Raw genomic sequence first — 23,244 nt, 5'->3', positions numbered from 1 at the left:
GGTCCAGGGCGTTGACGCGGGGCCGACGGGGGGTGCCGCGGCGTCGCGGCACCCCCCGTCCTTCACCGTCAGCTCCTGGCCAGAATCGAGTTCGCCTTGGACTCGGCGTCCGCGAGCAGCTTGTCGACGTCGGCGTTCTCCCGGGTCAGCACCGCGGACATGGCCACGTCCAGCACCGCGTACAGCTCCTGGGCCTTGACCGGCTCCAGCCTGGGCTCGACGCCGGCGGACCCTGTCACGTAGGGCTCGTAGTTGGCCACCGGGAGGGCCGCGTTCACCTTGCGCTGCTCGGCGAGGGCCTTGCCGGTCGCGGAATCGCCCATGTAGTCGTTGTTCGGCACACCGACCGCTTCGCCGTTGGCCTTACCGCGGGCGAAATCGAAGCGGCCCTTGCCCGGGGTGTTGAACTGGAAGTCGATCCACTGCAGTGCCGCCTCGGTCTGCGCCGCGGTCGCCTTCGGGTTGACCATGTAGGCCTCACCGCCGGTCAGCGACGCCTTGCCGTCGGGTATGCCGGTGATGCCGTAGTCCTCGACCTTGCCCTGGAACTTCTGGATCACGTCGGTGACGACGTCCGGCGCGCCGAGCATCATGCCCGTCCTGCCGGCCGCCATCTGCTGCATCAGTGACTCCCAGCCGATCAGCACCCTGCTGCCCGTGCTGTGGTCCTTCCAGCGCATGTCGTGCAGGGTCTGCAGCACGGCCTTGCCCTCGGGGCTGTTGAACGCGGCCTTGCCGCCCTGGACCATCTCTCCGCCTCGGCTGAACAGGGCCTGCGCGAAGTGCCATCCGCCGGTGTTGCCGCCGCCGTACTCGCCGTACCCGACGTAGCCGTTGCCGAGAGCGGCGATCTTCTTCGCGGCGGTCCGCACCTCGTCCCAGGTTCTGGGCGGGGAGTCGGGGTCGAGACCGGCCTTGGTGAACAGGGCGCGGTTGTAGACGAGGCCGACGGTGTAGCTGACGTTGGGGATGCCGTACACCTTGCCGTCCTCGGTCACCATGTCCCGGACGTCCTGCCTGATGTCCTTGTAGTTCTTCACCACGTCGGCCGAGCCCGTGATGTCCTTCGCCTGCTTCTTGGCTATCACGTCGGCGTAGTTGGTCACCGGCACCATGAAGACCGTCTCCATCTGCCCGCCGGCCAGTTTCGCGGCGAAGGTCTTCGGGTCGAAGCAGGGCTGCTGGTCGGTGCTCCTGACCTTCACTCCCGGGTGCGCCTTCTCGAACGTGGCGACGTCCTCGTTCCAGGCCTCGCGCTGCTTCGGCGCGGTCTTCGCCGGCTGGCACGCCACGGTGATCGTGGTGTCACCTCCGGCGTCGGAACCTGAGCCACCGCCGCAGGCCGTGGTGGTGAACGCGAGACCTGTCGTCAGAAGGATCGCGAGGTTACGGGGCTTCATTACGGCTCCTCTGGGGTGACGCCCGGGCGCAGCTGTGATGGGTGCCGTCACGATAGGACGATGGACAGATGTACGCAAGATTTTGATCCGATGTCGCAAGATTACGACTGCATTGCGAGAGTGCGGCGGCGGTGGAAGGGCGGTTTCCGCCTGGTGGGACCGTCAAACCGCACGCTGCACGACGACTTGGTCAGTTGCTTCGCGATGCTGTCAATTATTTGCAATGCATGCACGACATCTTGTGCTCACATGGCGGCAATGCTTGAGTGAGCGCCGCTCCCGCCCCCCGGACCCCCACCAGAGAGGTGTACAGGAGATGAATGAACATGCCATGAACACGTCAAATGATCTACCGGGCTGCGGCCCTGTGCGCGGCCCGGCCGTCCTCGCGGTAGCCGTGGCGCTCGTGGGCAGCGTCCTGGGTGCCACCGGCCCGGCCTTCGCCCAGCGTGCCCTCTCGCCCAGGGCGGCTGCCGTCGGCGCCGCGCTCCCCTTCACCTCCACCGAAGCGGAATCCGCCGCCACCACGGGCCAGAGGATCGGCCCCGACCACACCCAGGGCACCCTGGCCTCCGAGGCATCGGGCCGCCAGGCCGTACGTCTGGACACCGGCCAGAGCGTCGAGTTCACCCTGACCTCGGCGGCCAACGCCGTGAACGTCTCCTACAACGTGCCCGACGGGCAGACCGGCTCGCTCGCGGTCTACGTGAACGGCACCAGGCTCACGGCGTCCCTGGCGCTCACCTCCAAGTACAGCTACGTCGACACCCCCTGGATCGCCGGTGTCAGGACGCACCACTTCTTCGACAACGCCCGACTGCTTCTCGGCCGCAATCTGCAGGCCGGCGACAAGGTGAAGCTGGAAGCCGCCTCGTCCCAGGTCACCGTCGACGTCGCCGACTTCGAGCAGGTCGCCGCCCCCACCACGGCCCCGTCCGGTTCCGTCTCCGTCGTCGACAAGGGCGCCGATCCCACTGGCGCGCGGGACTCCGCACAGAACTTCCGCGACGCCATCGCCGCGGCGAAGGCGGGCGGCGGAACGGTCTGGATCCCGCCGGGCGAATTCAGGCTGGGCTCCGAGCTGAGCGGCGTCGAGAACGTGACGATCCAGGGTGCGGGCGGCTGGCACTCGGTGGTGCGCTCCTCACGGTTCGTCAACCAATCGAACTCCGCGGGCAGGGCGCACCTCAAGGACTTCGCGGTCATCGGAGAGGTCACCGAACGCGTCGACAGCAGCCCGGACAACTTCGTCAACGGCTCGCTCGGCCCCGACTCCAGCGTCTCGGGAATGTGGATCCAGCACCTCAAGGTCGGCCTGTGGCTGACCGGCGACAACGACAACCTCGTCGTGGAGAACAACCGCATCCTCGACACCACCGCCGACGGCCTCAACCTCAACGGCACCGCCAGGGGGGTCACCGTACGCAACAACTTCCTGCGCAACCAGGGCGACGACTCGCTGGCCATGTGGTCGCTCAACACCACCAACAGCGGCGACACCTTCGAGAACAACACGATCTCGCAGCCCAACCTGGCCAACGGCATCGCGATCTACGGCGGCCGTGACATCACCGTCAAGGACAACCTGATCCAGGACACCAACGCGCTGGGCAGCGGCATCGCCATCTCCAACCAGAAGTTCCTCGACCCCTTCCTCCCCCTCGCCGGAACCATCACGGTCTCCGGAAACACGCTGGTGCGCACCGGCGCCATGAACCCCAACTGGAGTCACCCGATGGGTGCGCTGCGTGTGGACGCGTACGACAGCGCCATCGAGGCGAACGTCCGGATCACCGACACCACCATCAGGGACAGCCCCTACAGCGCCTACGAGTTCGTCTCCGGCGGCGGCACCGGCAAGGCCGTCAAGAACGTCACCGTCGACGGCTCCACCGTCGACCGCGTCGGCACGGTCGTGGTCCAGGCCGAGACACCTGGCGCCGTCACGATGAAGAACGTCACAGCCACCGGAGTCGGCGCCGCCGGTGTCTACAACTGCCCCTACCCGGCCGGTTCCGGCACCTTCACGCTCACCGACGGCGGCGGCAACTCCGGCTGGGACGGCACCTGGGGCGACTGCTCCACCTGGCCCCGGCCGGGCGGCGGCAACCCGGATCCCGACCCGGACCGCAACCTCGCCAGGGGCCGGACCACCACGGCGACCGGCTCCACCGACGTGTACGTTCCGGGCAGGGCGGTCGACGGTGACGCGAGCACGTACTGGGAATCGGCCAACAACGCCTTCCCCCAGGCGATCACCGTGGACCTGGGCTCGGCGCAGGCCGTCCGGCGCGTCGTCCTGAAGCTGCCGCCGGCCGCCGCCTGGGAGGCACGGACCCAGACCATGTCGTTGCAGGGCAGCACGGACGGCTCCGCCTTCGGCACGCTCGTCGCCCCGAAGGACTACCGGTTCGACCCGGCGAGCGGCAACACGGTGACCGTCGCCCTGCCTGCGACGGCCTCCGCCACGCGCTATCTGAGGATTCACGTGACCGCCAACACGGCCTGGCCCGCCGCCCAGATCAGCGAGCTCGAAGCCTATCTGAACTGAGCCGCCCCTCCCCACCCGCACACCGAGAGGACCACAGTGAGACTCAGACAACGAAGCCCGCGGCAACTCGCCGTCTGGCTCGGCGCCGCACTGACCGCCTCCGGGCTGGTGCCCGTCGCCGCCCACGCGGCACCGGCAAGGGTCGAAGCGGCCGCGAACCTGGCCCTGCACAAACCGGTCGAGGCGTCCTCGACCAACCAGAACTACGTGGCGGCGAACGCCAACGACGGCAGCACGGGAACCTACTGGGAATCGAGCGCCACTCCGGCGACGCTCACCGTCAAGCTCGGCACCGACGCCGACCTCGAATCCGTCGTACTCAAGCTCAACCCCGACCCGGCCTGGGCGCAGCGCACCCAGAACATCGAAGTGCTGGGGCGCGCGCAGGCGGCCGGCGGCTTCAGCACCGTGAAGGCACGCACGGACTACACCTTCACTCCCGGCGGCAACCAGAACACCGTGACGATCCCGGTGTCCGGTCGGTACTCCGACATACAGCTGAGGATCCACTCCAACACCTCCGGGTACGGCGCACAGATCGCCGAGCTCCAGGTCAACGGCGCCCTCGCCCCGAACCCCGATCTGACCGTCTCCGCACTGACGTGGGAGCCCGTGCAGCCCAGCGAGCTCGATGCCGTCACCGTCCGCGCCACGGTGCGCAACACCGGTTCGGCGGCCTCGGGCCCCACCACCGTCGACGTCGGCGTGGGCGGCTCGGTCGCGGGCACCGCCGCGGTCGGAGCGCTGGAACCCGGTGCGTCCAGCACGGTCCCGGTCCCCATCGGCAAGCGGGCGCAGGGCGCCTACACCGTGTCCGCGGTGGTGGACCCGCACGACACCGTCGCCGAGCAGGACAACGACAACAACAGCCGTACGGCCGAGACCAAGCTGACGGTCGGCCAGAGCCCTGGCCCCGACCTGGAGGTCACCGGGATCACCTCGAACCCGGCGAGCCCCGCGGTCGGCTCGGCCGTCACGTTCTCGGTGAAGGTCCGCAACCGCGGCACCAGTGCGGTCCCCGCCGGCTCGGTGACTCGCCTGACCGCGGGCGGCGTGACGCTGGAGGGCACCACACCCGCCCTCGCCGCGGGAGAGAGCGCCACCGTCGCCATCGGCGGCAGCTGGACCGCCACCAGCGGCGGCGCCACCCTCACCGCGACCGCCGACGCCACCGGCGTCGTGGCCGAGACGAACGAGAACAACAACGTCTTCGCCCGGTCCATCGTCGTCGGCCGAGGCGCTGCGCTGCCGTACGTCGAGTACGAGGCGGAGGACGGGAAGTACAACGGCACCCTGCTGGAGACCGATGCGGAGCGCACCTTCGGACACACCAACTTCGCGACCGAGTCGTCGAACCGAAAGTCGGTGCGCCTCGACTCGACCGGCCAGTACGTGGAGATCACCTCGACGAGTTCGGCCAACTCGATCGTGGTGCGCAACGCCATCCCCGACGCGCCGGGCGGCGGCGGCCAGGAGAGGACCCTGAGCCTGTACGCGAACGGGAAGTTCGTGCAGAAGCTGGCGCTGTCCTCCAAGCACAGCTGGCTGTACGGGAACACCGACCAGCCCGAGGGCCTGACCAACACTCCCGGCGGGGACGCGCGACGGCTGTTCGACGAGTCGCACGCGCTGCTCGCCCAGACCTATCCGCCGGGCACCACGTTCCGGCTGCAGCGCGACGCCGGTGACGACGCCGCCTACTACGTGGTCGATCTGATGGACCTGGAGCAGGTGGCCCCGGCGGCGAGCAAGCCCGCCGAGTGCACCTCGATCACCGAGTACGGCGCGGTCCCCGGGGACGGGATCGACGACGCGGACGCGATCCAGCGGGCCGTGACCGCCAATCAGAACGGTGAGATCGCCTGCGTGTGGATCCCGGCCGGACAGTGGCGCCAGGAGAAGAAGATCCTTACCGACGACCCGCAGGACCGGGGTCAGTACAACCAGGTCGGCATCCGGAACGTGACCGTCCGCGGCGCCGGGATGTGGCACTCCCAGCTCTACTCCCTCATTCCGCCGCAGGACGCGGGTGGCATCAACCACCCGCACGAGGGCAACTTCGGCTTCGACATCGACGACAACACCAAGATCTCCGACATCGCCATCTTCGGCTCGGGCACCATCCGCGGCGGCGACGGCAACGCGGAGGGCGGCGTCGGTCTCAACGGCCGTTTCGGCAAGAACACCAGGATTGCCAACGTGTGGATCGAGCACGCCAACGTCGCCGCCTGGGTCGGCCGTGACTACAGCAACATCCCCGAACTGTGGGGGCCGGGCGACGGCCTGGAGTTCAGCGGCATGCGCATCCGCAACACCTACGCCGACGGCGTCAATTTCACCAACGGCACCCGCAACTCCAGGGTTTTCAACTCCTCGTTCCGCAACACCGGCGACGACGCGATGGCGGTGTGGGCCAACAAGTACGTCAAGGACCAGTCCACCGACATCGGCCACGACAACGTGTTCAGCAACAACACGGTGCAGTTGCCCTGGCGGGCCAACGGCATCGCCGTGTACGGGGGTTACGGGAACAGGATCGAGAACAACCTGGTCTACGACACCATGAACTATCCGGGCATCATGCTCGCGACCGACCACGACCCGCTGCCCTTCTCCGGGCAGACCCTGATCGCGAACAACGGGCTCTACCGGACCGGCGGGGCGTTCTGGAACGAGGACCAGGAGTTCGGCGCGATCACCCTGTTCGCACAGGGCCCGGACATCCCCGGCGTGACGATCCGTGACACCGACATCCAGGACTCGACGTACGACGGCATCCAGTTCAAGACAGGCGGCGGCGCCGTTCCGGACGTGAGGATCAGCGACGTGACGATCTCCAAGTCCAACAACGGCTCCGGCATCCTCGCGATGGGCGGCGCACGCGGCAGCGCGACGCTCAGCAACGTGCGGATCACCGACTCGCGCGACGGGAATGTGCTGGTCGAACCCGGCTCGCAGTTCGTGATCAACGGCGCCTCCCCGCAGGCGGACCGCGCCGTCCCGGGCACCCGGCAAGGGCTGTGACCGACGGCACCCGGTACCGGCGCCCGTCCGCCGCCGGTACCGGGTGCCACGCCCGACGCGCGGCACCGCACACCCGAGCGGGGCCGCGCCTGCGTCGGCGCGCAGGTCGGGCTCGGTCGAAAGCGGGCTGAGCGAAAGGCGCCTGATGGGTGAAAGCCCAGGTCAGGCGCCTTTCCTCGGGTGCCTAGAAGAAGCTGAGCTTCTTCGGCGAGTAGCTCACCAGCAGATTCTTCGTCTGCTTGTCGTACAGGCATCATTCGCCTCTGACCTGCGGTGACAGGCGGAAGGAGCTAGTGTGCAGTCGAGTTGGTCCGCTCCTGGTCCGGATCTTCGAAACGGCTGTGCTGTGTGCAGGCGGCCCGTAGGTGTGGACTGGCAGCGTTGTGAGCCGCCGCCGTCGGTTTCCGCGTGTGCGTGCAAAAAGTGCCTTCCTGCCGGTACGAAATGAAGCCCAGATCAAGCTTCGTCGCCCCAGTTCAGAAGGCACCTTCGCTTTCCGCTGCCGCAGTCGCAGAGCCATGCCCCGGGATCTCGCCACGTCTGGCTGGATCGCAAAGCCAGGTCAGCAGAGGTAGCCGAGTTTCGAGCACCCACAGGCTGTCGGGGTGCCGCCGCCTGCACCGTCGCTACGAGCACAAGGCCGACCACTTCCTGGCATTCGGCGGCATCGCCGCGGCTCTGATCTGCTGCCGCCGGCAGGTGCGGGCGTGACGCCGCTTGGTCAGGTCGCGGTGCCAGCGCAGCACGGTGTCGCTCCGGACCAGTAGCCGGAGTCGATGCAGGGCCTGGCGTGGCAGGGGGATCAGCAGAGCGGCAAGGAACGCCCGGTCCGCGGGAGTGAACTTGATGGGGTCCATGCCGAGATTTCGTTCCAGGACGGTAGCCGTGATCATTCCCGCTTGCTGCAGCCGGACTGAACTACGCCGACGCAATATTCGATACCCACGTAATCGGTCCAGACGTCGGCGAAGGTCGCTTGCCGTATCCCAGTGCATGGTATAAGTGCAGATCTGGACCGAAACGCGGGGCTGCCGCTGCCACGTAGTTATCCTCGATTCCACCGAACTCGATTACGGGCAGGCTCAGATCAGGCATAAATTAAGTGCTTGGAACGCTAGTGGCGATCGCCTGCAACCTGATTTGTATCCATTCTAGTCCGGTGCCTGAACTGAACATCTGCGTGGGCAGGAATTTTCTCGAGTTATCTGACCGCAGGTGCTGCATGCGGGGCAGATGAATTGACCCTTGCCTTCCGGCGCCCAGCACGGAATTGCCAACATGGCGCCACCGAAGCGGCGATCGATGTCCGGCTCGGCAGCGCCGATGGCGGAAGTGCCATCAGGGTCCATCAACGGGAAGGTCTGGTTGCAGGCCCGACAGCGGCGGAGTTCCCAACGGGTACGGCATGAAGAGCAGGAAGCCCTGAACAATCCGCCTTCGCGAGGTTCAAACTCCGTTTGGTGTTGAGAGCCTTTCTTGCCACACACGGGGCACACCGTGAAAAGGGAGGTCTTTGCAGCTGCATCTCTCAACGTTTCGAGAGTGGTGCGCATCCGTTGGGCTTCATATTCGTCTGCTTTAACGTTGGTGTTCCACCTTAGGGTTGTTTTGAGTTGCGTGGGTAGTTGTTCCAGCTCGTCCGGGCTTGGGGTACGCAAGACCGCGACACCGTCGGGACGGGGCTCGAGCCAGCCACAGTTCGCCAAAGCGGAGCGGTAGCTTGCGGGCATTCCTGCGGTGAGTGGGTAGCGGCGAACGTCGGTGCCCAAGGTGGCCCATTGGATGGCTCGGACCAGGCGGCTGACGCTGAAAATATCCAGAGGGGACAGAGGGGCAACGCTCACCTGCTGTCCAGTTGCACCGCCGTCGAAGTGTCCGATTCTATAAGTAGCCTGGACGACATCGGGTTTTGCGTTCTGTCGTTCCTGAAGCAGCCCCGGGTAGACGATGAGGTCGTTGTCGAAGTCGCCTGTCAGCCGGTTTCGGCGGAGGTTTGTGATTGACGCTGCTTCGGGAGCCGAGCACAGGTCAGCTGCGAACGGAATTACACGTAGCACGTGACGCTCACGCCAAATAACGGAGAAGTCGCCTGACCGGGTCCAGGTGATCGTCAACGGCTCCCCGCGCAGGCGAAAGTGGGTGGTCTGGCCGGGAGCTGGCGACGACTGATTCTCATCCGGAATGGCCTGGGCCAACTTGCAGGCTAGGACGAGCAGAAGGGCTGTGAACCGTTCGAAAGCGATGTGCGCTTCTCGGCGTCTGCGGTCGGTCTCCACATCTCCGGCGCCCACGGTGGCGATGGCGGTGCAGGCTTGCCAGAGCAGAGCAACTCTTCGGTAATGCGGGTCGCTGCTGAGTAGATTCGTGGCGTGCAGTTCGCGGGGCGGTGCGGCGCGGCGGTCGACCGCGCGCGCCAACGGCGAGCCGAGCATGATCTCCACCACCGCGAGGGACGATTCCAGTGTCCGCAATCGCGCGACCGCGGCGACTCGTTGCCGCCCGGAATCCTCGATGTTTCTCAGCAGACCGGCCAGATCGCGCCGGGCCCGCCAGGATGTCTCCTGCGAGGGCATGAGTAGACCGTGCACATCGTTCACCATTCTGCTCAGGTCCCTGAGCTTGGCGATCCGCTGCTGCAGATGCGAGCGCATCGCGGTGAGGACAGCCCCGGCGACCCGGTTCTCGTAGATGTCGGCGTCCTCCTCGCTGCGCCGGGCGAGCAGCCGGCTGGGGCGCACGCCGGCGAGCGAGTGCGCGGCCCAGTCCTCGGGACGGGAGGCCAGGCGCGCGACGGCGCCGGCCGCGATCGAGCGGACGCGGGACGTTGGCACTACCTCCTCCACCGTCCGTAGACGCGTGTACGGGCGGTTACAGACCGCGCGCAGCGCACCGGACTCGCGCTCAAAGACGTCCTCGATCGGCAGGGGCCCGGTTTCCTCGGTGACATCGAGGACGATTGGTGGCATGGCCAGCCAGCCGTCGAGAGTGGTGGCTTCCATGAGAAGGGACGACAGCGCCAGCAGATGACGGACGAGAAGGGAGTCGAGTTCGGGCTCGACCGCTTCCCGCTTCACTGCCGACCACGCGTGCGGAGCTCGTCGTCCAGCAGCCGTCGCGTCGCCTCCGGTTCGTGAGCGCTGTCGAGCCGCGTCAGGCTCTCGACGAGGTCGTCGCGCAGTGTGTCGAGGGTGTCGGCATGGATGTCGTACCGTCCCTGGACCGAGCGCAGGATGCGGGTGGCAAGGAGGTGGTCGAGCGCTTCTCCCGGGCTGCCCCCGGCGGCGACCACGACGGGTGCGAACTGTTTGATCTGCGTCTCGAGCCGGTTGCCCCACCCGATGCGCAGTTCGTCCGCCATACGGCTGCGCCAGTGGGTGTCGAGGAATTCGATGATGCCGTCGGCCTGCGCGCCGTAGTCGGCCTGCGCCTTGTCGAAGAGCTGGCTGAGGCCCTGCAGACCGAGCGGTTCCGAGAACGCGGGCGCGGTCTCCGGCAGCTCCGGGTGTCGCCAGGGCAACTCCAGGACGAAGGAACGGTCGTAGGTCTTGTCGGCGAAGCCGACGGTCGTCTCGTCGTGATTGGCGGTTCCGATGAACCAGACGTTGTCCGGGACAGCTATGTGTGTTCCGTCGATGATCAGTTTTGCAGGGTTCCTGACCGGTGCAGTGGTCAGCGCCAGCCTGGGCTGATCCTTGATGGCCAGGGCCGACAGCACTCCGCTGAAGTACTGCTCGGGGTGGGAGAGGTTCATCTCGTCGAGGACGATGAAGAAGGGCCGGTCCCTGAAGGCAGGGCACTGCGCGCGATACAGGACCTTGGTGAACTCGGATTCGTAGAAGAGCCGGTCGAAGCTGTTGTAGTAGCCCATCAGATCCTGCGGGTCGCGCCAGCCGGCCTGGACGGGCACCACGGCGGCACTGCTGTCACTGCCGAAGGCGATGGCGAGCGCGCGGGCCAGACCGGTCTTGCCGATACCGCTGATGCCCTGGAAGAGATGGAGCCGGCTCATCGCCATGCCCCCCAGGACCAGACGCAGATCGGACAGGCGATAGGAGAGACCGGCCTTTTGGCGGATGACGGCCTGCATGTGGCTTACGAGTTCGGGCATGTTCGGCGTACGCGCGTCGAAGGGCTGGGGCGTGCCATACTCCTGGTCCATCGCCGAGCACGCCGGGAACGCGTGACCCTCTTTACCGGCCTGGGCCGTGGTGCGGAGCTTGGCCGCTTCCTCGTTCAATAGCTGCTGCAGTTGACCGTTGGCGGCACGCAGCCAGTTGTTGGCCTCCACGTAGTTCTGGCGCTCACTGACCGCGATGCGGTCGCGTTGGAGCGCGGACTCCAGTTCTCCACGCTCCTGGACCAACTCCTCGTTGTCGGCGGCCAGTTGCGTGACCTGCTGCCGCAGTTGCCCCAGCAGCTGGGCGTCGGCCCTGGGCGCGGAGGCGTTCTCCTCCAGCAGGCGGGTGTTCTCGGCCCGAAGTTCGGATAGGCGCTCGACGACCTGCTCGAGGGTCATACCCCCCAGAGACGCCAGTGCGCCGTCGTACTCGTTGAGACGCGCGCTGAGGCGTTCGTTTCCCTCGGTGACGGCGGCCAGCCTGTTCCGGTTCTCCTCCCTCTCCTGAAGCAGCTGGCCCGTGCGGCTCGTCACGTCGCGCTCGAACCGTTCCGTACGGGTGGCCTGCTGCTCCTGGAGCGCGGCTTTGAGGTGGTCGATGTCCTCGCGTTCGTCCTCCAAACGGAGCCGCGCGGATCGCAGGTCCCGTTCGCGCCGGGCGAGTTCACTCTCCCGCTGATCCAAAGCCGTCTGCGTGTCGGCCAGGCGACGCTGCTCCTCGTTCCACCGTGTCTGCCGGTCCTCGCGCTCGGTGTCCAGGGCGGCAACCGCCGTCCGGCGCTGCTCCGTCAGCCAGGTCTCCAGCTCTCGGCCTGCCTCCAGGCGGCGTTGAGTGACCCGTGCTTCAGCCGCTTGCTCGCGGTCGGACAGCTCGCGTTCCTTACGGTCGAGGAGTTCCGTGCGGGCGTCCAGCGCGGCCTCGCTCTCCCGCAGGGCAGCGGCTTCCTCGGCTCTTCGGGCGACCGTTGCAGTGAGCCTCTCCTGCTCGGCGTGGAGCGCTTCTGCCCGTGCAGTCAGTTTGCTCACCGCGTCGGCCTGGCGCTCGGCGAGCGCGTGGTACAGCTGCCAGGAAGTGACGAGGTCAGAGGTCGCGCCGTCGGATCCGGCCTCCCCCGCGGCAGCCACCTGGGCCTCATCCGCGACCTGCCGGATCTCCGCCAGCAGCGTGGCGGTGTCGTCAGTACGCTCCGGTTCGGGGGCAGCCGCCGGAGGCGATTGACGGGCACGCGCGGTCGCGGTGCGCTGAGGAGCGGGTGGCTGCCCTGGCCACACCTTCCCCTTGCCCTTCTGACGCGGTCGCGTCTGCCTCTTCCCCATGACGTCGGTTCACCTCTTGCCGGTTGTGATTCTGCCGCTGCTCAGACCGAGCAAGTGGCGGGCTGCGTCGTACGCGAGCGTGCGGATGTGCTCCAGCTCATCGGGGGCCGGTGCGCCGGTCGGTCCGTGCGTCGCGTTGTTGCGCAGGATGCGTGATCGGTCGAGATCTTCCAGAAGGGTGGGGCGCTCGCGGAGGAACGCGGCGAACGGATGCTGTGCGTCCTCCCCGGCCGCCCACACGGCTCTGATGATGTCTCCGGCCAGTCCTCCGGCCGGCCGGGTGCAGTACTTGCGCATCTCCGGCGGCACGGATGCGGCGCCCAGACGCTGCGCGGTCAGTACGAACGCCCGTTCGCGCACTCCCGGCTCCCTGGACGGTGGAATCTGGGCAGGGAACCGCTCGTTGAGGTCGGGAAGGATGCACTCGAAGACGCGGATCGCGTTGCGTGCCGCGTTCTCCCGTTCCCGAGCGGTGTCCTTGAGGAGCGCCAGTTCGATGTCCGCCAGGTGGGTCAGCACCGCCGGGTGGTCGCGGACCTCCTCGCCGAGCATTCGCACCACATCGGCGCGGGCGTCCTCGGCGAGCTCCCGGTCGACCTTGCGCGCCGCGGTGGTCCGCTCGCGGCGGCTCTTTCCGAGTATGTCGTCGATCAGCTGGCCCAGTTGCTCGTCCGCCTGTGCACGGGCGGCCAGAAGATCCGCGAAGAAACGCCCGTCGCCGACCGCGAACGGGTCCTCGACGGTCCACATACGCCCGGACCCGTCGTTGCCCTCGACGACATAGCACACGACGTGGGCCGGGTTCGCCGTTCCGTGGAACCCGACCCGGCGAGTCGCCCCCAGAGAGTCCACCGGCTCGCGGGAAGTACCGCGCAGGCCCCGTGCTGCCAGATCGTGATTCTTGCAGGCGTCGAGGACGTCACGCTCCGACGGGCGCAACCAGGAGCCGCCTGCCCGCAGCGTCAGCGCGCTGACCTCCCGGGAAGCGCCGGCAGTACCGAACTGAATGGTGACCCAGCGACCGCGGTGCGCCCTCAGATCGGCACGGACAGGATCTGCGACCAAAATGCGAGGCAGGAGTCCTCCGGTGGCGGGGTCCTGGAAGACACGGGCGAGTCGCGGCTCCGTCTCCGCGACTTCCCCCTCGGCCAGGGTGCGTTGCCCCGCCTCGGTCGGTTTCAGCCCGGGCCCCATCAGCTGCCCCTCCACCAGCCGGGCGATCACCGTGCGGCACAGGGCGGCGTCCAGTCCGATCAACCGGGACAGATCGCCGACATCTCGTACTCCGGCGGCACACAGGCGAAGCACCACGTTCTGAAAGACGTCCAGGGTCCGGGAGTAGCCGGTCGGAGCCGTCACTTGATGCACCCATACGGGCAGCAGGACAGGCCGGTACCGCCGGCGAGGCGGCAGGGCCAGCTGGAAAACAGGGGTCTCACGGTCGAACGACACGGCCGCTCGTCTCCTTCCGGCACAGCTCAAGGAACGCGGCGAGGGGCTTGACCGCGTCCGGGCCGGCTGGTCCGAACATGTCGTCGTCCCCCACCACGACCAGCAGTCGTTGCTGGCGACTCATCGCGACGCACAGTCGGTTGGTGACGGTCAGGTGCCCGTAGGCGCGCTTGGTGTCGGTGCGCGCGTCGGGGACACAGCTGCGCACGGTGGACAGATAGGTGACCGAGAACTCCATGCCCTGGAAGGCGTCGACGGTGCCGACCCGCAGCCGGTCGAGCGGCGTGCCGTCCTTATCGCGGCTGAGCCGGGGTACGGGACGCCATCCGCCCGCCTCCGTGAACTCGGCGAGCCCGACCTTCTTCAGTTCCTTCCACACCTCGGCGACCTGGGCGGCGTAGAACGAGATGACACCGAAGGTCGTGCTCGGATGCCGCTCGATCAACGCGGCTATCTCCGCGGCGATGACGGCGGCTTCGGCGGGCCGAGCCCGACTCGTACCCCGCCTGCTCTCGCCACCAGCGGACTGCGGTACGGAAAGCCACACGGCGGGAACCTCGCCGTACCGGTCGATCTCGTGGATGAAATCGTCCGCCTCGCGGCCGTTGCGTAGTTTGCCCTCGTAGAAGTTGTCGCTGACGAAGGTGCCGAGTACGGGATGCATACGGAACTGGGTATCGAGGCGGACGAACCGGGTGTGTCCGTCGGGCGAACCGTGCTCCCAGCGCCGGCCCAGTCGTTGGAACAGGCTCTCCTGCAGCCGGTCACGGACGTCGTCACCGAGCGAAGCCAGCTCGCGCTCCACGTCCGGCTCCAGCATGTGGGGAAGCTGGGCGTGGTCGCCGACCAGCACGATGCGGCGCCGGGCCTGGGCGAGGGGGATGAGGAGGTCCAGCGGGTTGGCCCGAGCCGCTTCGTCGACGACGACCGACTCGAACACCCCGTCCTGACGGCCGCCGCTCTCCACCATGGCCTTGGACACGGCCTGCTGGCAGGTCGAGGCCAGCGACACCGTATAGGCGCGCAGGGTGTCGTCGACGCCTTCCGGATCGCTGCGCAGGTCGTCCCGGTAATCGAGCAGCGCCGCGGCGATGGCGTCGGGGGACCGGGTCACCGCTTCGGCGAGTCGGGCCGCGAGCCGGTCGAGGAGATCGACGATCGCGGGATCGGCCACGGTAACTTCCGGCAGCCGGATGCGCGTGGTGAGACGGTCGATCAGGGTGTCGCGCAGCGTGGTGAGCGCGTCGAGCAGTGCCGTCTGCGGTGCGGTGGCGTCGACCGCCGCACGCAGCGGCTCCCGGTACGAGATGCCGTCGAACAGTGGGCTGTCGGCGATTTCGAGCCGTACCAGGAGCGCCCGGGCCGTGCGCGGACCGTCGTCGTCGAAGCCGGTGGCGGTGCAACGCAACGACCGAATGTAGGGCAGCAGGTCCGCGCGCACATCGCGGTCGGCCATGGCGGCGGCTCGCACGCGCTGTTGCTCGGCTCGGTCCCGGTGACCGCGTAGTTCAGCGACCAACGTCGGTTCGGCGACGTGTTCGAGCTGGGTGATCACCTGGTCGAGGAAGTGTGGCAGGAACTCGGGCGGGACCGGCGCCGCCCGGTAGGTGGCCGCCAGCTCGGCGGCGGCCCGCCGAGCTGCCAGATGGGGCCCTGCCGGGCGTTCACGCAGCCGCAGGTCGGCAGCGCGGGCCGCTTCGATGCGCCAGGTGTCCAGCGCCACTTTGCTTCCCCGGCCGCGCGAGTCCACCTTGAGCGGCGGAAGCCCGAAGACCCAGCCGCGAGTGACGAGATGGTCCACAGCCGCGTGCTGGAAGCTCGTCAGCAGGGTGCTCCCGGCGATGGCTCCCCCCTGGGCGAGATCGCCCAACTGGTTGACCAGAGCGGCGATCACCTGGGTCTTGCCGGTGCCCGGCGGTCCCTGGATGATCGCGACGTCCGGCGTGTTGAGGGCGGCGAGCACCGCCTCCCGCTGGGCCGGTGTCGGCCCGTGCGGCGCAAAGCAGTTGAGGGCGGACGGCAGCAGCTTGGTGATCCGCCGTGGGGCCGGCTGCGGCCAGACACCCCCCTCCAGCAGCGTCGGCAGCGCGGGAATGTGTGTTCCGTGCGTGCGCAGCTGTTGCATGGCCTTTTCGCGCCGGTCTAGTCGACGCTGGTCACCGCGGTGAGCCAGGTAGAGCCACCCCTGAGGGGGCGGGTCCTGCTGGTTGTTGAGGGTCGCCGTGAGCCTCAGGACCTCGGTGACACTGTCGTATCCCAGCGGTTCACCGACCCACGCCCGCACCTTCTGCGCACGGGACGCCACAAGCCATTCCCGGTCGCTCATCGCGGTGTCCGTCACGGAGGCCGGAACCTCTGGGGCGGCCTCGATCTCGACGCGTTCGACCGCAGCCGTGTTCTCCAGCGCGGCTCGGGTACGGGGCAGGGCACGGCGAAGGTCCACTGTGAACGCGCAGCGGCCGTCAGGCTCGACCTTGACGTCGGTGTAGCGGATGGTCCCGAAGTCACGCAGGCGCCTCCTGATGTGGCGCGCCTCCAGCTCTTGGTACCTGTCCCACATGGCCAGGTAACCATCCTGGCTGGCCACCAGGTCGAGGCCCTGCTGGATCCGCTCGCGATCCCGCTGTCTGGCGGTCATGTCACGGAAGTCGATGGATCCGACGGCCAACGCCTTCTGGACGGTGGAGTGCCGATCGTGGACCGCTCTGAGCAGCCGGACGATGCAGTAGCCGCCGCTGTGTTTCTCGACGTCGGCCATGAGCCCCGGTCCATGCACACGGAAGCCGGCTTCGAAGCTGCCGGTCGGACCGGCCGAGACCACCATGCGCCGGGCATCCGCCGGAGCCCCGGGGCGGGGCTCCAGGAGAAGTTCACGAGCCAGGAATGCCATGACGGAACCGATGTTGCCGGTGTCCGCGGGGCCCGTGTACTTGGCGGCGTCCTCCAGGACCGCGTCATCGACATCGAGGAACAGCCCGTTGCTGAGCGGTACCGCCAGCCCTACGGCAGGGGCGTAGATGTGCACCCGTAAGGTGAACGGACTGTCGGCCGCCGACGGGGGCGGGGCCCCATGACGACGTCGAGGCGCGGGAACCGGGGCAGGCGGTTGCGGCCTTACGGGATGCGCGGTGACGGTGACACTCGTGGTCTCGGCTGCCTGGACCTGGTCGAGTTTTCGTGCGTCCTCCGGAGTTGCGGGTGTGATCCCGAACGTGGCGGAGTCGGTGACCAGGTCCAGTTGTCCTGTGGGCCGTCGGTAGAGGCGGACCTCGCTGCCGTCGGGCAGTGACCGATCCTCCGACCCCTGCGGTACCCGATGCCAGAGGAAGGAGACGAGTACGGGTTCCCCCGGCATGCGGGCGGGCATGACCGGCTGCTTGGGTCGCACGCTCACTTGCTCGCCTCCAGAGCCACCAGACGTACCCAGCGGTGGATCACGCCCTGCCTGCCGAAGTGAAGCGTCCAGGGACGTCCGTCGACGGGTATGGTCGCCTGGCCTCCCTGGCCTATCTCCCGCCAGGGCCGACCGTCCGTGTGGTCCAGCCAGAGGCTGTCGCGGGAAAGGTTGGTCACCGTCACGCCCTGGCCTTGAGAGCGCAACTGCGCGACCACCGTGTCCGGCCGGTCCGGAGCGGGGGAGGTGTGACGGGCGGTCAGTGTTGTCTCGGCGTCGGGGCGCAGCACGGTGAAGTCGGGCAGAGGGACCTCCGACAGCTCCACCAGGGGTATGTCGTCACCGGCCCCTGACCCCGACGTGCCCTCCCCATCGGCACCTACCGGGCCGGTCAGGCCGTGGCGCAGCAGCCAGACCCGGCCCCGGGGCCTACCACAGGCGAGGCAGAAGGAAGCGATGGCCCGAAAGCTCCACCGGCATTCCGGGCATTCGACCGTCTGTCCCGCCGCGGAATGCAGGGCGGCGGCCCACCGGGCGGCCGACGGCCGGGCCAGGGGATCGGTCACGGCGTCCACGAAGGTTCGGGTGGCCAGGTCCCAGAGCTGACCGGACAACACCTCTTCGCGGGGAGCGATGCCCCAACTGCACTCGTTGCTGCGGTCGGTGGGATGGTCGATCCAGGGGAGACGGAAGCAGTCCGCGTACTCCTGTTGGTAGGCGGGATCGGCATCCAGGACTTCGTCGCCACGGAACGGGTGGCTCGCGGTGAGCGTCTCGAAGACCAGGACGGCGAGTGCGTGCGCGTCGGCCAGCGTCGTGGCGCCACTGCGCCCCGACACGATCTCCGGCGCCCCGTACCCCGGGGTGTGCACCGGCGCGGACTCGACCGCCGAGACCAGACCGAGGTTGTCCACATCGATGAGGCGGATCTCCTGCTGCTCGGGTGCGGCGGAGACCAGAACGTTCGAGGGGGACAGGTCCTGGTACACGATGGCCCGTGAATGCAGCCGGGCGACGGCGTCCGCGAGTTTGGCGAGCAACCGCAGTCGGCGCTCCAGGCCCCCGGTACGCAGGTACCACGCCGCGAGATCATCCTCGTCTGGAACGCACAGGCGGTCCAACGGGACCATCTCGTCCGCCAGTTCCATCACATAACCGAGCTTCGGCGGGGCGAGCAGCGCGAGGACCCCGGCCAAGGGGACGCCGTCCAGCGGCAGACGCTGAATGCGCCGTAACCGCGTATGGACGGCATCCGCCGCTTCCTGGGTCGGCGCGGTGATCATCTTGATGGCGGTACGTCCGCCTCGGGCCAGCCACACCTCGCCTTGACCGCCGGCTCCGATCGAGTGGGACAGCGGCCACAACTGGTGGTACTCGTCCTCGACGGGCCGCAGCAGACCGCCAAGATCCCAGCGCGATGCCACGGGTGTTTTCCTCTCGCCGCGTTCTCCGGCCGGATCAGGCGCCGAAGTCGGACAGGTCGTCGGGGCTGAGTACCGGCGCACGGTCCGGGCGAGTGCTTCGGGCCTGCTGGGTGACGGTGACCGTGACCCAGCGGAAGTACTGCTGGATGCGCCCGACGTCCTGTGCCTCGAAGACGCCGTTGGTGTCGTCGCTGACGAACCGCCGCAGCACGGCCTTGGCCTGCTCGGTCATGTCGGGACCGATGGCGACGGCCAGGCGGTTGGCCTGGGAACCCTTCGGGGAGGCGATCAGCCGGTCGAGAGCCTCCTCCCACTCGTCGTTGGGCATCCCGTCGGACACGAGAACGATGGTGGGAGAGAAGGAGCGGGCCGGCACGGCGGACTCGTCGCGCAGTACCGTGTCGGCCATGCTGAGGGCCGCGCCCAGCGGGGTGCCGCCCCGCGCTTCCAGGTCGGTCCAGACGGCCTCGGCCGCGGGCACCATGTTCTGATGCAGTTCGGCTCCGCCCTGGCTGAAAGAGATCACGCCGACGTGGATGGCGCCTCGCCCCACATCGGCCTTCGCGAAATCGTCGAGCATGTGGCGTATGCACTCATTGAGTACATCGATCTTCTCGCGAGGCTCCCCCATGCTTCCGCTGACGTCTGCCAGTACGAGAACCGGTAACGGACGAGCTTTCGCGGCCATGAAACGCGGCGCTTTAGCCACGATGTCCCCCACCCCTTTTTGCCATAACAACAGCAGTGAGTCTCACACCCAGTTGCGGCGAGTTTGTTCCTGGCGCTGAAGCAGACAAGATACCACGAAAGGCGCCTGTGACGGGTCTGCTGTGCGGTCGGGTGCATCTGAACTAGCCTGCCTGGTGGGGTGGTTGGGAAGGATCGTGCATTGCCCAGGCCTCATCCTGAGGTGTGCGGCATTCGAGAGGCCCGGCTCGGAGATCCCTAAACCGGGGCGGCGTCGGTGAACCGTCCGGTTCCAGGCCGTGCGGCCACCTTGCGAAGGCTCTGAGCGACTTGGCTTCCCTCGTGTTTGCGGCTGCTCGGAAGAGGGCCTCAGCTCGCTCGTGGTTACCCGCTTCCTCGCATAGTTCCCCAAGGAGGACCAGAGCGTCTGGGTTTCTGGCGCTGGCCGCTTCGTGGGCGAGGATTTCGGCGCTTTCGCGGTCCCCAGCCTGTGTTCGCATCTGGGCCAGGCTGGCCAAGAGCATGGTGTACCCGGCGGCGGACACTTTACGAGCGAAGGCATCCGCGCCCTCATGGTTCCCAGATCGCTCCCGCTGCAACCCCAGGCGAGGCAGCGCGAAGACGTTTCCGGCGCCAGCTGCTCTGAAGGCGAGGGTTTCGGCTCCCTCACGGTCCCCGACCGCTTCCCGCAGCCCTACTAGTGACCTGAGTCAGAGATTTGTCGTTAGTCGGGCATGAGCCGTCCAGGTCCGAAGATTCCGCCGTTGTCGGTCACTGATGCCCAGCGGGTGGTGCTGGAGGGCTGGGTGCGGCGCCGGACGACGGCCCAGGCCCTGGCCCAGAGGTCGCGGATCGTGCTGGAGTGCGCCGAAGGCCACTCGATCATGGAGGTGTCCCGTCGGCTGCGGATCGCCCCGGACACGGTCCGCACCTGGCGGCGCCGGTTCATCGAACGCGGCCTGGACGGCCTGTGCGACGACCCGAGGCCCGGTGTCCCGCGGAAGATCACCGATGCCGATGTCGAACGGGTCGTCGTCAAGACGCTCGAGGAGAGGCCGAAGAACGCGACCCACTGGTCGACGAGGTCGATGGCAGCGGCGACGGGGATGTCGCAGTCGACCGTCTCGCGGATCTGGCGGGCGTTCGCCCTGGCACCGCACCGGGCCCAGACGTTCAAGCTGTCGACCGACCCGCTGTTCATCGACAAGGTCCGCGACGTCGTCGGCCTCTACCTCGACCCGCCGGAGAAGGCACTCGTCCTGTGCGTGGACGAGAAGTCGCAGATCCAGGCCCTGGACCGGTCCCAGCCGGTCCTGCCGATGATGCCCGGTGTTCCCGAACGGCGCAGCCACTACTACGTCCGGGCTGGCACCACCACCCTCTTCGCCGCCCTCGAAGTCGCCACCGGCAAGGTCATCGGCTCCCTCCACCGCCGCCACCGGGCGGCGGAGTTCAAGAAGTTCCTGGCCAAACTCGACAAGGAGGTCCCGGCCGACCTCCAGATTCACCTGATCCTGGACAACTACGCGACCCACAAGACACCTGAGGTTCCCCCGAGATGCGGGGAGAGGTGACAGCAGGTCAGATGGGGCTCATGAGAGGAGTCCTGACGATGCCTGCCCCGAGGAAATACCCGCTGGAGTTGCGTGAGCGTGCGGTGCGGATGTACCGCGCTTCCGGGCCGAAGCCCGTGATCCGCCGCATGGCCGAGGAACTCGGCGTGCATCATGAGGCCCTGCGCGGCGGGATCCGCCAGGCCGAGGCCGATGCCGGCGAGCGCGGCGACCTGCTCACCACCGAGGAGAAGGAAGAGCTTGCCCAGCTGCGGCGCGAGGTGCGCGAGCTGCGGCGGGCGAACGAGGTCCTGCGGACGGCCTCGGCTTTTTTCGCCGCTCAGCTCGACCCGGCCCGGCCCAGGTGACGGCGCTCGTCGACGAGCATCCGCACCTGGGGGTCGAGCCCGTACTCCGGGAGCTGAACATCCCCACCTCCACCTACTACCGCTGGCGCCAGGCCGAGAAGGAGCCTTGCGAACGGCGCCGTCAGGACGCGGAGTTGACGGGGCGGATCCGGCAGGTTCATGAGGATTCCGGCGGGATCTACGGCTCGCCCCGCGTCCATGCCGTCCTCAAGCGCAACGGGGTCCACGTCGGCCGCAAGCGGGTCGAGCGGCTCATGCGGGAGGCCGGTATCGCCGGCATCAGCCCCCGCCGGGGCAAGGACTTCACCCGCCGCGATCCGGACGCCGACCTTGCCCCTGACCTGGTGCAACGCGACTTCACCGCGAACGCGCCGAACCGATTGTGGGTCACCGACCTCACCATGGTCTCCACCCAGGAGGGGCCCTTGTGGGTGTCGGCGATCCGCGACGCGTTCTCCCGACGCGTCGTGGCCTGGGAGACCTCCGCCCGCGCGGACGCCGACCTCGTCCTGTCCTCGCTCGAGTACGCCCTGGCAAGCCGGGAGGTCGCCCCCGGCGAGCTAGTGCACCACGCCGACCACGGCTGTCAATATACGAGTATCAAGCTGACAACGCGCCTGGTCAGAGCAGGTATCCAAGCGTCCATGGGGTCCGTCGGGGACTCGTTCGACAACGCCCTGGCGGAGAACCTGTGGATGATCATCAAGACCGAGTGCATCCGCGGCCGTGTCTTCGCGACCAGGGCCGAGGCCAACCTGGCGCTCTTCGAGTACATCGACGGCTTCTACAACAGCCGACGCATCCAAAAGCGCCTCGGCTACCTCAGCCCGATCGAGTTCGAAGAGAAGCACTACGCCGGCCAGGCAGCGGCCGAACCGGTGAACCTGAAACCACGTCAACCCGCCCTGACCAACTAGTCAGCCACTCCCGCACAGCGGGGGAACCTCAAGGGTGAGGAATGCTTCGTGGATGTCGTCGCGTATCTCCCAGCGGATTCGCAGCCGGCGAAACCAGTGCAGATGGGCGAACGCGCGCTCCACGACCCAACGCTGGGTGCCCAGGCCGGAGCCGTGCTCGGTGCCGCGGCGAGCGATCAGCGGCTTCACGCCCAGGTCCCGGACCAGGCGGCGGTACTTGTCGTGGTCGTAGCCGCGGTCGCCCAGCACCACGTCAGGGCGGTGTCGAGGCCGGCCGCGCTTGCCGCGCACGGGCGGCACGGCCTGGAGAACCGGGATCAGCTGGGTGACGTCGTTGCGGTTGCCGCCGGTCAGGGTGGCGGCGAGCGGGATGCCGGTGGCGTCGGTGATCACGTGATGCTTGCTGCCCGTCCTGCCCCGGTCCACGGGGCTTCGTCCGGTCTTGGATCCCCCTTTAACGCGCGGATGTGGGAGCTGTCGACCGCCGCACGGGAGAAGTCCAGAGCGTTCGCGCCGCGAAGTTTGGCCAGAAGGACCTCGTGCAGCCGGGGCCACACCCCGGCCTCGGTCCACTCGGCCAGACGACGCCAGCAGGTCATGCCTGAGCCGAAGCCGAGTTCCTGCGGCAGGTGTTCCCAGGCAATCCCTGTGTGCAGGACGAACAGGATGCCCTGGAACACCAGCCGGTCCGGATGCCGCTTGCGTCCCGGATGCCGGGTCCGACGCTCGACCTTGGGCAGCAGTGGCTCGACCACCGCCCACAACGCGTCATCGACTTCCCACGGCTTCGGCCGAGCCACCCCGCACCCCCAGATCACCGGTCCCGGAATGATCCAACCACCTTGGAGATCATTTCGTTAGGAGTTCTAACTGATCATTTCAGAATGAGTTCGGCTCAGGGTCTTGGCAGTTAGGTTGGCGGGCGGCAGAGTTTTGCGAGTGTCGGATGATCTTGTGCCTGATGATCTGTGGGAGCGTGTCGCCCCGCTGCTTCCTACTCGACCGCCGAGGCGTCGGCGGTATCCGGGCCGACTGCCGGC

Annotated in this window: 13 protein-coding genes and 2 pseudogenes; 6 read left to right on the top strand and 9 right to left on the bottom strand. The window is 67.7% G+C overall.

Features of this window, described 5'->3' with window-relative positions:
* Positions 1–68 precede the first annotated feature (68 nt).
* Positions 69–1,400 (bottom strand): extracellular solute-binding protein, encoded by a 1,332-nt coding sequence (locus ACIQGQ_RS32570; RefSeq protein ID WP_402402811.1) that lies wholly within the window; start codon positions 1,398–1,400, stop codon positions 69–71.
* A 331-nt stretch (positions 1,401–1,731) separates the two neighbouring features.
* Here ACIQGQ_RS32570 and ACIQGQ_RS32565 point away from each other — a divergent pair, with 331 nt between their 5' ends.
* Entirely contained in the window at positions 1,732–3,951 is a 2,220-nt protein-coding gene (locus ACIQGQ_RS32565) for a discoidin domain-containing protein (RefSeq protein ID WP_402402809.1), read from the top strand.
* Between the two features lie 36 nt (positions 3,952–3,987).
* Positions 3,988–6,975, top strand: a complete 2,988-nt coding sequence (locus ACIQGQ_RS32560; RefSeq protein WP_402402806.1) for a CARDB domain-containing protein — start codon at positions 3,988–3,990, stop codon at positions 6,973–6,975.
* 626 nt (positions 6,976–7,601) lie between these two features.
* Here the strand turns inward: ACIQGQ_RS32560 and ACIQGQ_RS32555 are convergent.
* The 7 genes from ACIQGQ_RS32555 to ACIQGQ_RS32525 all read right to left on the bottom strand — a co-directional run bounded on the left by ACIQGQ_RS32555 (position 7,602) and on the right by ACIQGQ_RS32525 (position 19,367).
* Complete coding sequence (locus tag ACIQGQ_RS32555; RefSeq protein WP_402402942.1) at positions 7,602–7,868, bottom strand: hypothetical protein; 267 nt, start codon at positions 7,866–7,868, stop codon at positions 7,602–7,604.
* 258 nt (positions 7,869–8,126) lie between these two features.
* On the bottom strand, positions 8,127–10,049 hold the full coding sequence (locus ACIQGQ_RS32550; RefSeq protein ID WP_402402804.1) for a DUF2357 domain-containing protein: 1,923 nt from the start codon (positions 10,047–10,049) through the stop codon (positions 8,127–8,129).
* Complete coding sequence (locus ACIQGQ_RS32545) at positions 10,046–12,409, bottom strand: hypothetical protein (protein WP_402402801.1); 2,364 nt, start codon at positions 12,407–12,409, stop codon at positions 10,046–10,048. Before ACIQGQ_RS32545 ends, ACIQGQ_RS32550 begins: the two co-directional genes overlap by 4 nt.
* Positions 12,410–12,418: 9 nt before the next feature.
* Positions 12,419–13,633 (bottom strand): hypothetical protein, encoded by a 1,215-nt coding sequence (locus tag ACIQGQ_RS32540; protein WP_402402798.1) that lies wholly within the window; start codon positions 13,631–13,633, stop codon positions 12,419–12,421.
* A gap of 211 nt (positions 13,634–13,844) precedes the next feature.
* Positions 13,845–16,619 carry a DEAD/DEAH box helicase gene (locus ACIQGQ_RS32535; protein ID WP_402402795.1) on the bottom strand — a complete coding sequence of 925 codons (2,775 nt, stop codon included), beginning with the start codon at positions 16,617–16,619 and terminating at the stop codon, positions 13,845–13,847.
* 632 nt (positions 16,620–17,251) lie between these two features.
* Positions 17,252–18,679, bottom strand: a complete 1,428-nt coding sequence (locus ACIQGQ_RS32530; protein WP_402402792.1) for a lipopolysaccharide kinase InaA family protein — start codon at positions 18,677–18,679, stop codon at positions 17,252–17,254.
* Between the two features lie 34 nt (positions 18,680–18,713).
* Positions 18,714–19,367 (bottom strand): VWA domain-containing protein, encoded by a 654-nt coding sequence (locus ACIQGQ_RS32525; RefSeq protein WP_402402928.1) that lies wholly within the window; start codon positions 19,365–19,367, stop codon positions 18,714–18,716.
* A gap of 733 nt (positions 19,368–20,100) precedes the next feature.
* Between ACIQGQ_RS32525 and ACIQGQ_RS32520 the strand changes: the two are divergent.
* The 3 genes and pseudogenes from ACIQGQ_RS32520 to ACIQGQ_RS32510 form a co-directional block, all read left to right on the top strand.
* Positions 20,101–20,916 (top strand): annotated as a pseudogene (locus ACIQGQ_RS32520) (IS630 family transposase); the annotation flags it as partial.
* 62 nt (positions 20,917–20,978) lie between these two features.
* A complete protein-coding gene (locus tag ACIQGQ_RS32515) occupies positions 20,979–21,287 on the top strand; it encodes a transposase (protein ID WP_402402789.1) in 309 nt (102 codons plus the stop codon).
* Positions 21,284–22,204: an IS3 family transposase gene (locus ACIQGQ_RS32510; RefSeq protein ID WP_402402786.1), complete on the top strand. Its 921-nt coding sequence runs from the start codon at positions 21,284–21,286 to the stop codon at positions 22,202–22,204. The genes ACIQGQ_RS32515 and ACIQGQ_RS32510 overlap by 4 nt, the downstream gene beginning before the upstream one ends.
* Here the strand turns inward: ACIQGQ_RS32510 and ACIQGQ_RS32505 are convergent.
* A protein-coding gene (locus ACIQGQ_RS32505; RefSeq protein ID WP_402402783.1) for an IS5 family transposase occupies positions 22,205–23,004 on the bottom strand; the annotation gives its coding sequence in 2 pieces (ribosomal slippage) (positions 22,205–22,662 and positions 22,662–23,004; 801 coding nt in all).
* A gap of 139 nt (positions 23,005–23,143) precedes the next feature.
* Between ACIQGQ_RS32505 and ACIQGQ_RS32500 the strand changes: the two are divergent.
* A pseudogene (locus tag ACIQGQ_RS32500) lies at positions 23,144–23,244 on the top strand (IS5/IS1182 family transposase); the annotation flags it as partial.

The organism is Streptomyces sp. NPDC092952 (genome assembly GCF_044754785.1).
Lineage (GTDB): Bacteria > Actinomycetota > Actinomycetes > Streptomycetales > Streptomycetaceae > Streptomyces.
The sequence above is the reverse complement of the archived record's forward strand: the minus strand, read 5'-3'. Positions and strand labels throughout refer to the sequence as shown.

Excerpts from the sequence above, each read along its gene's own strand:
- ACIQGQ_RS32570 (WP_402402811.1), bottom strand. The coding sequence starts at position 1,400 with ATGAAGCCCCGTAACCTCGCGATCCTTCTGACGACAGGTCTCGCGTTC.
- ACIQGQ_RS32565 (WP_402402809.1), top strand. The coding sequence starts at position 1,732 with ATGAACACGTCAAATGATCTACCGGGCTGCGGCCCTGTGCGCGGCCCG.
- ACIQGQ_RS32555 (WP_402402942.1), bottom strand. The coding sequence starts at position 7,868 with ATGATCACGGCTACCGTCCTGGAACGAAATCTCGGCATGGACCCCATC.
- ACIQGQ_RS32545 (WP_402402801.1), bottom strand. The coding sequence starts at position 12,409 with ATGGGGAAGAGGCAGACGCGACCGCGTCAGAAGGGCAAGGGGAAGGTG.
- ACIQGQ_RS32535 (WP_402402795.1), bottom strand. The coding sequence starts at position 16,619 with ATGGCCGACGTCGAGAAACACAGCGGCGGCTACTGCATCGTCCGGCTG.
- ACIQGQ_RS32525 (WP_402402928.1), bottom strand. The coding sequence starts at position 19,367 with ATGGCCGCGAAAGCTCGTCCGTTACCGGTTCTCGTACTGGCAGACGTC.
- ACIQGQ_RS32515 (WP_402402789.1), top strand. The coding sequence starts at position 20,979 with ATGCCTGCCCCGAGGAAATACCCGCTGGAGTTGCGTGAGCGTGCGGTG.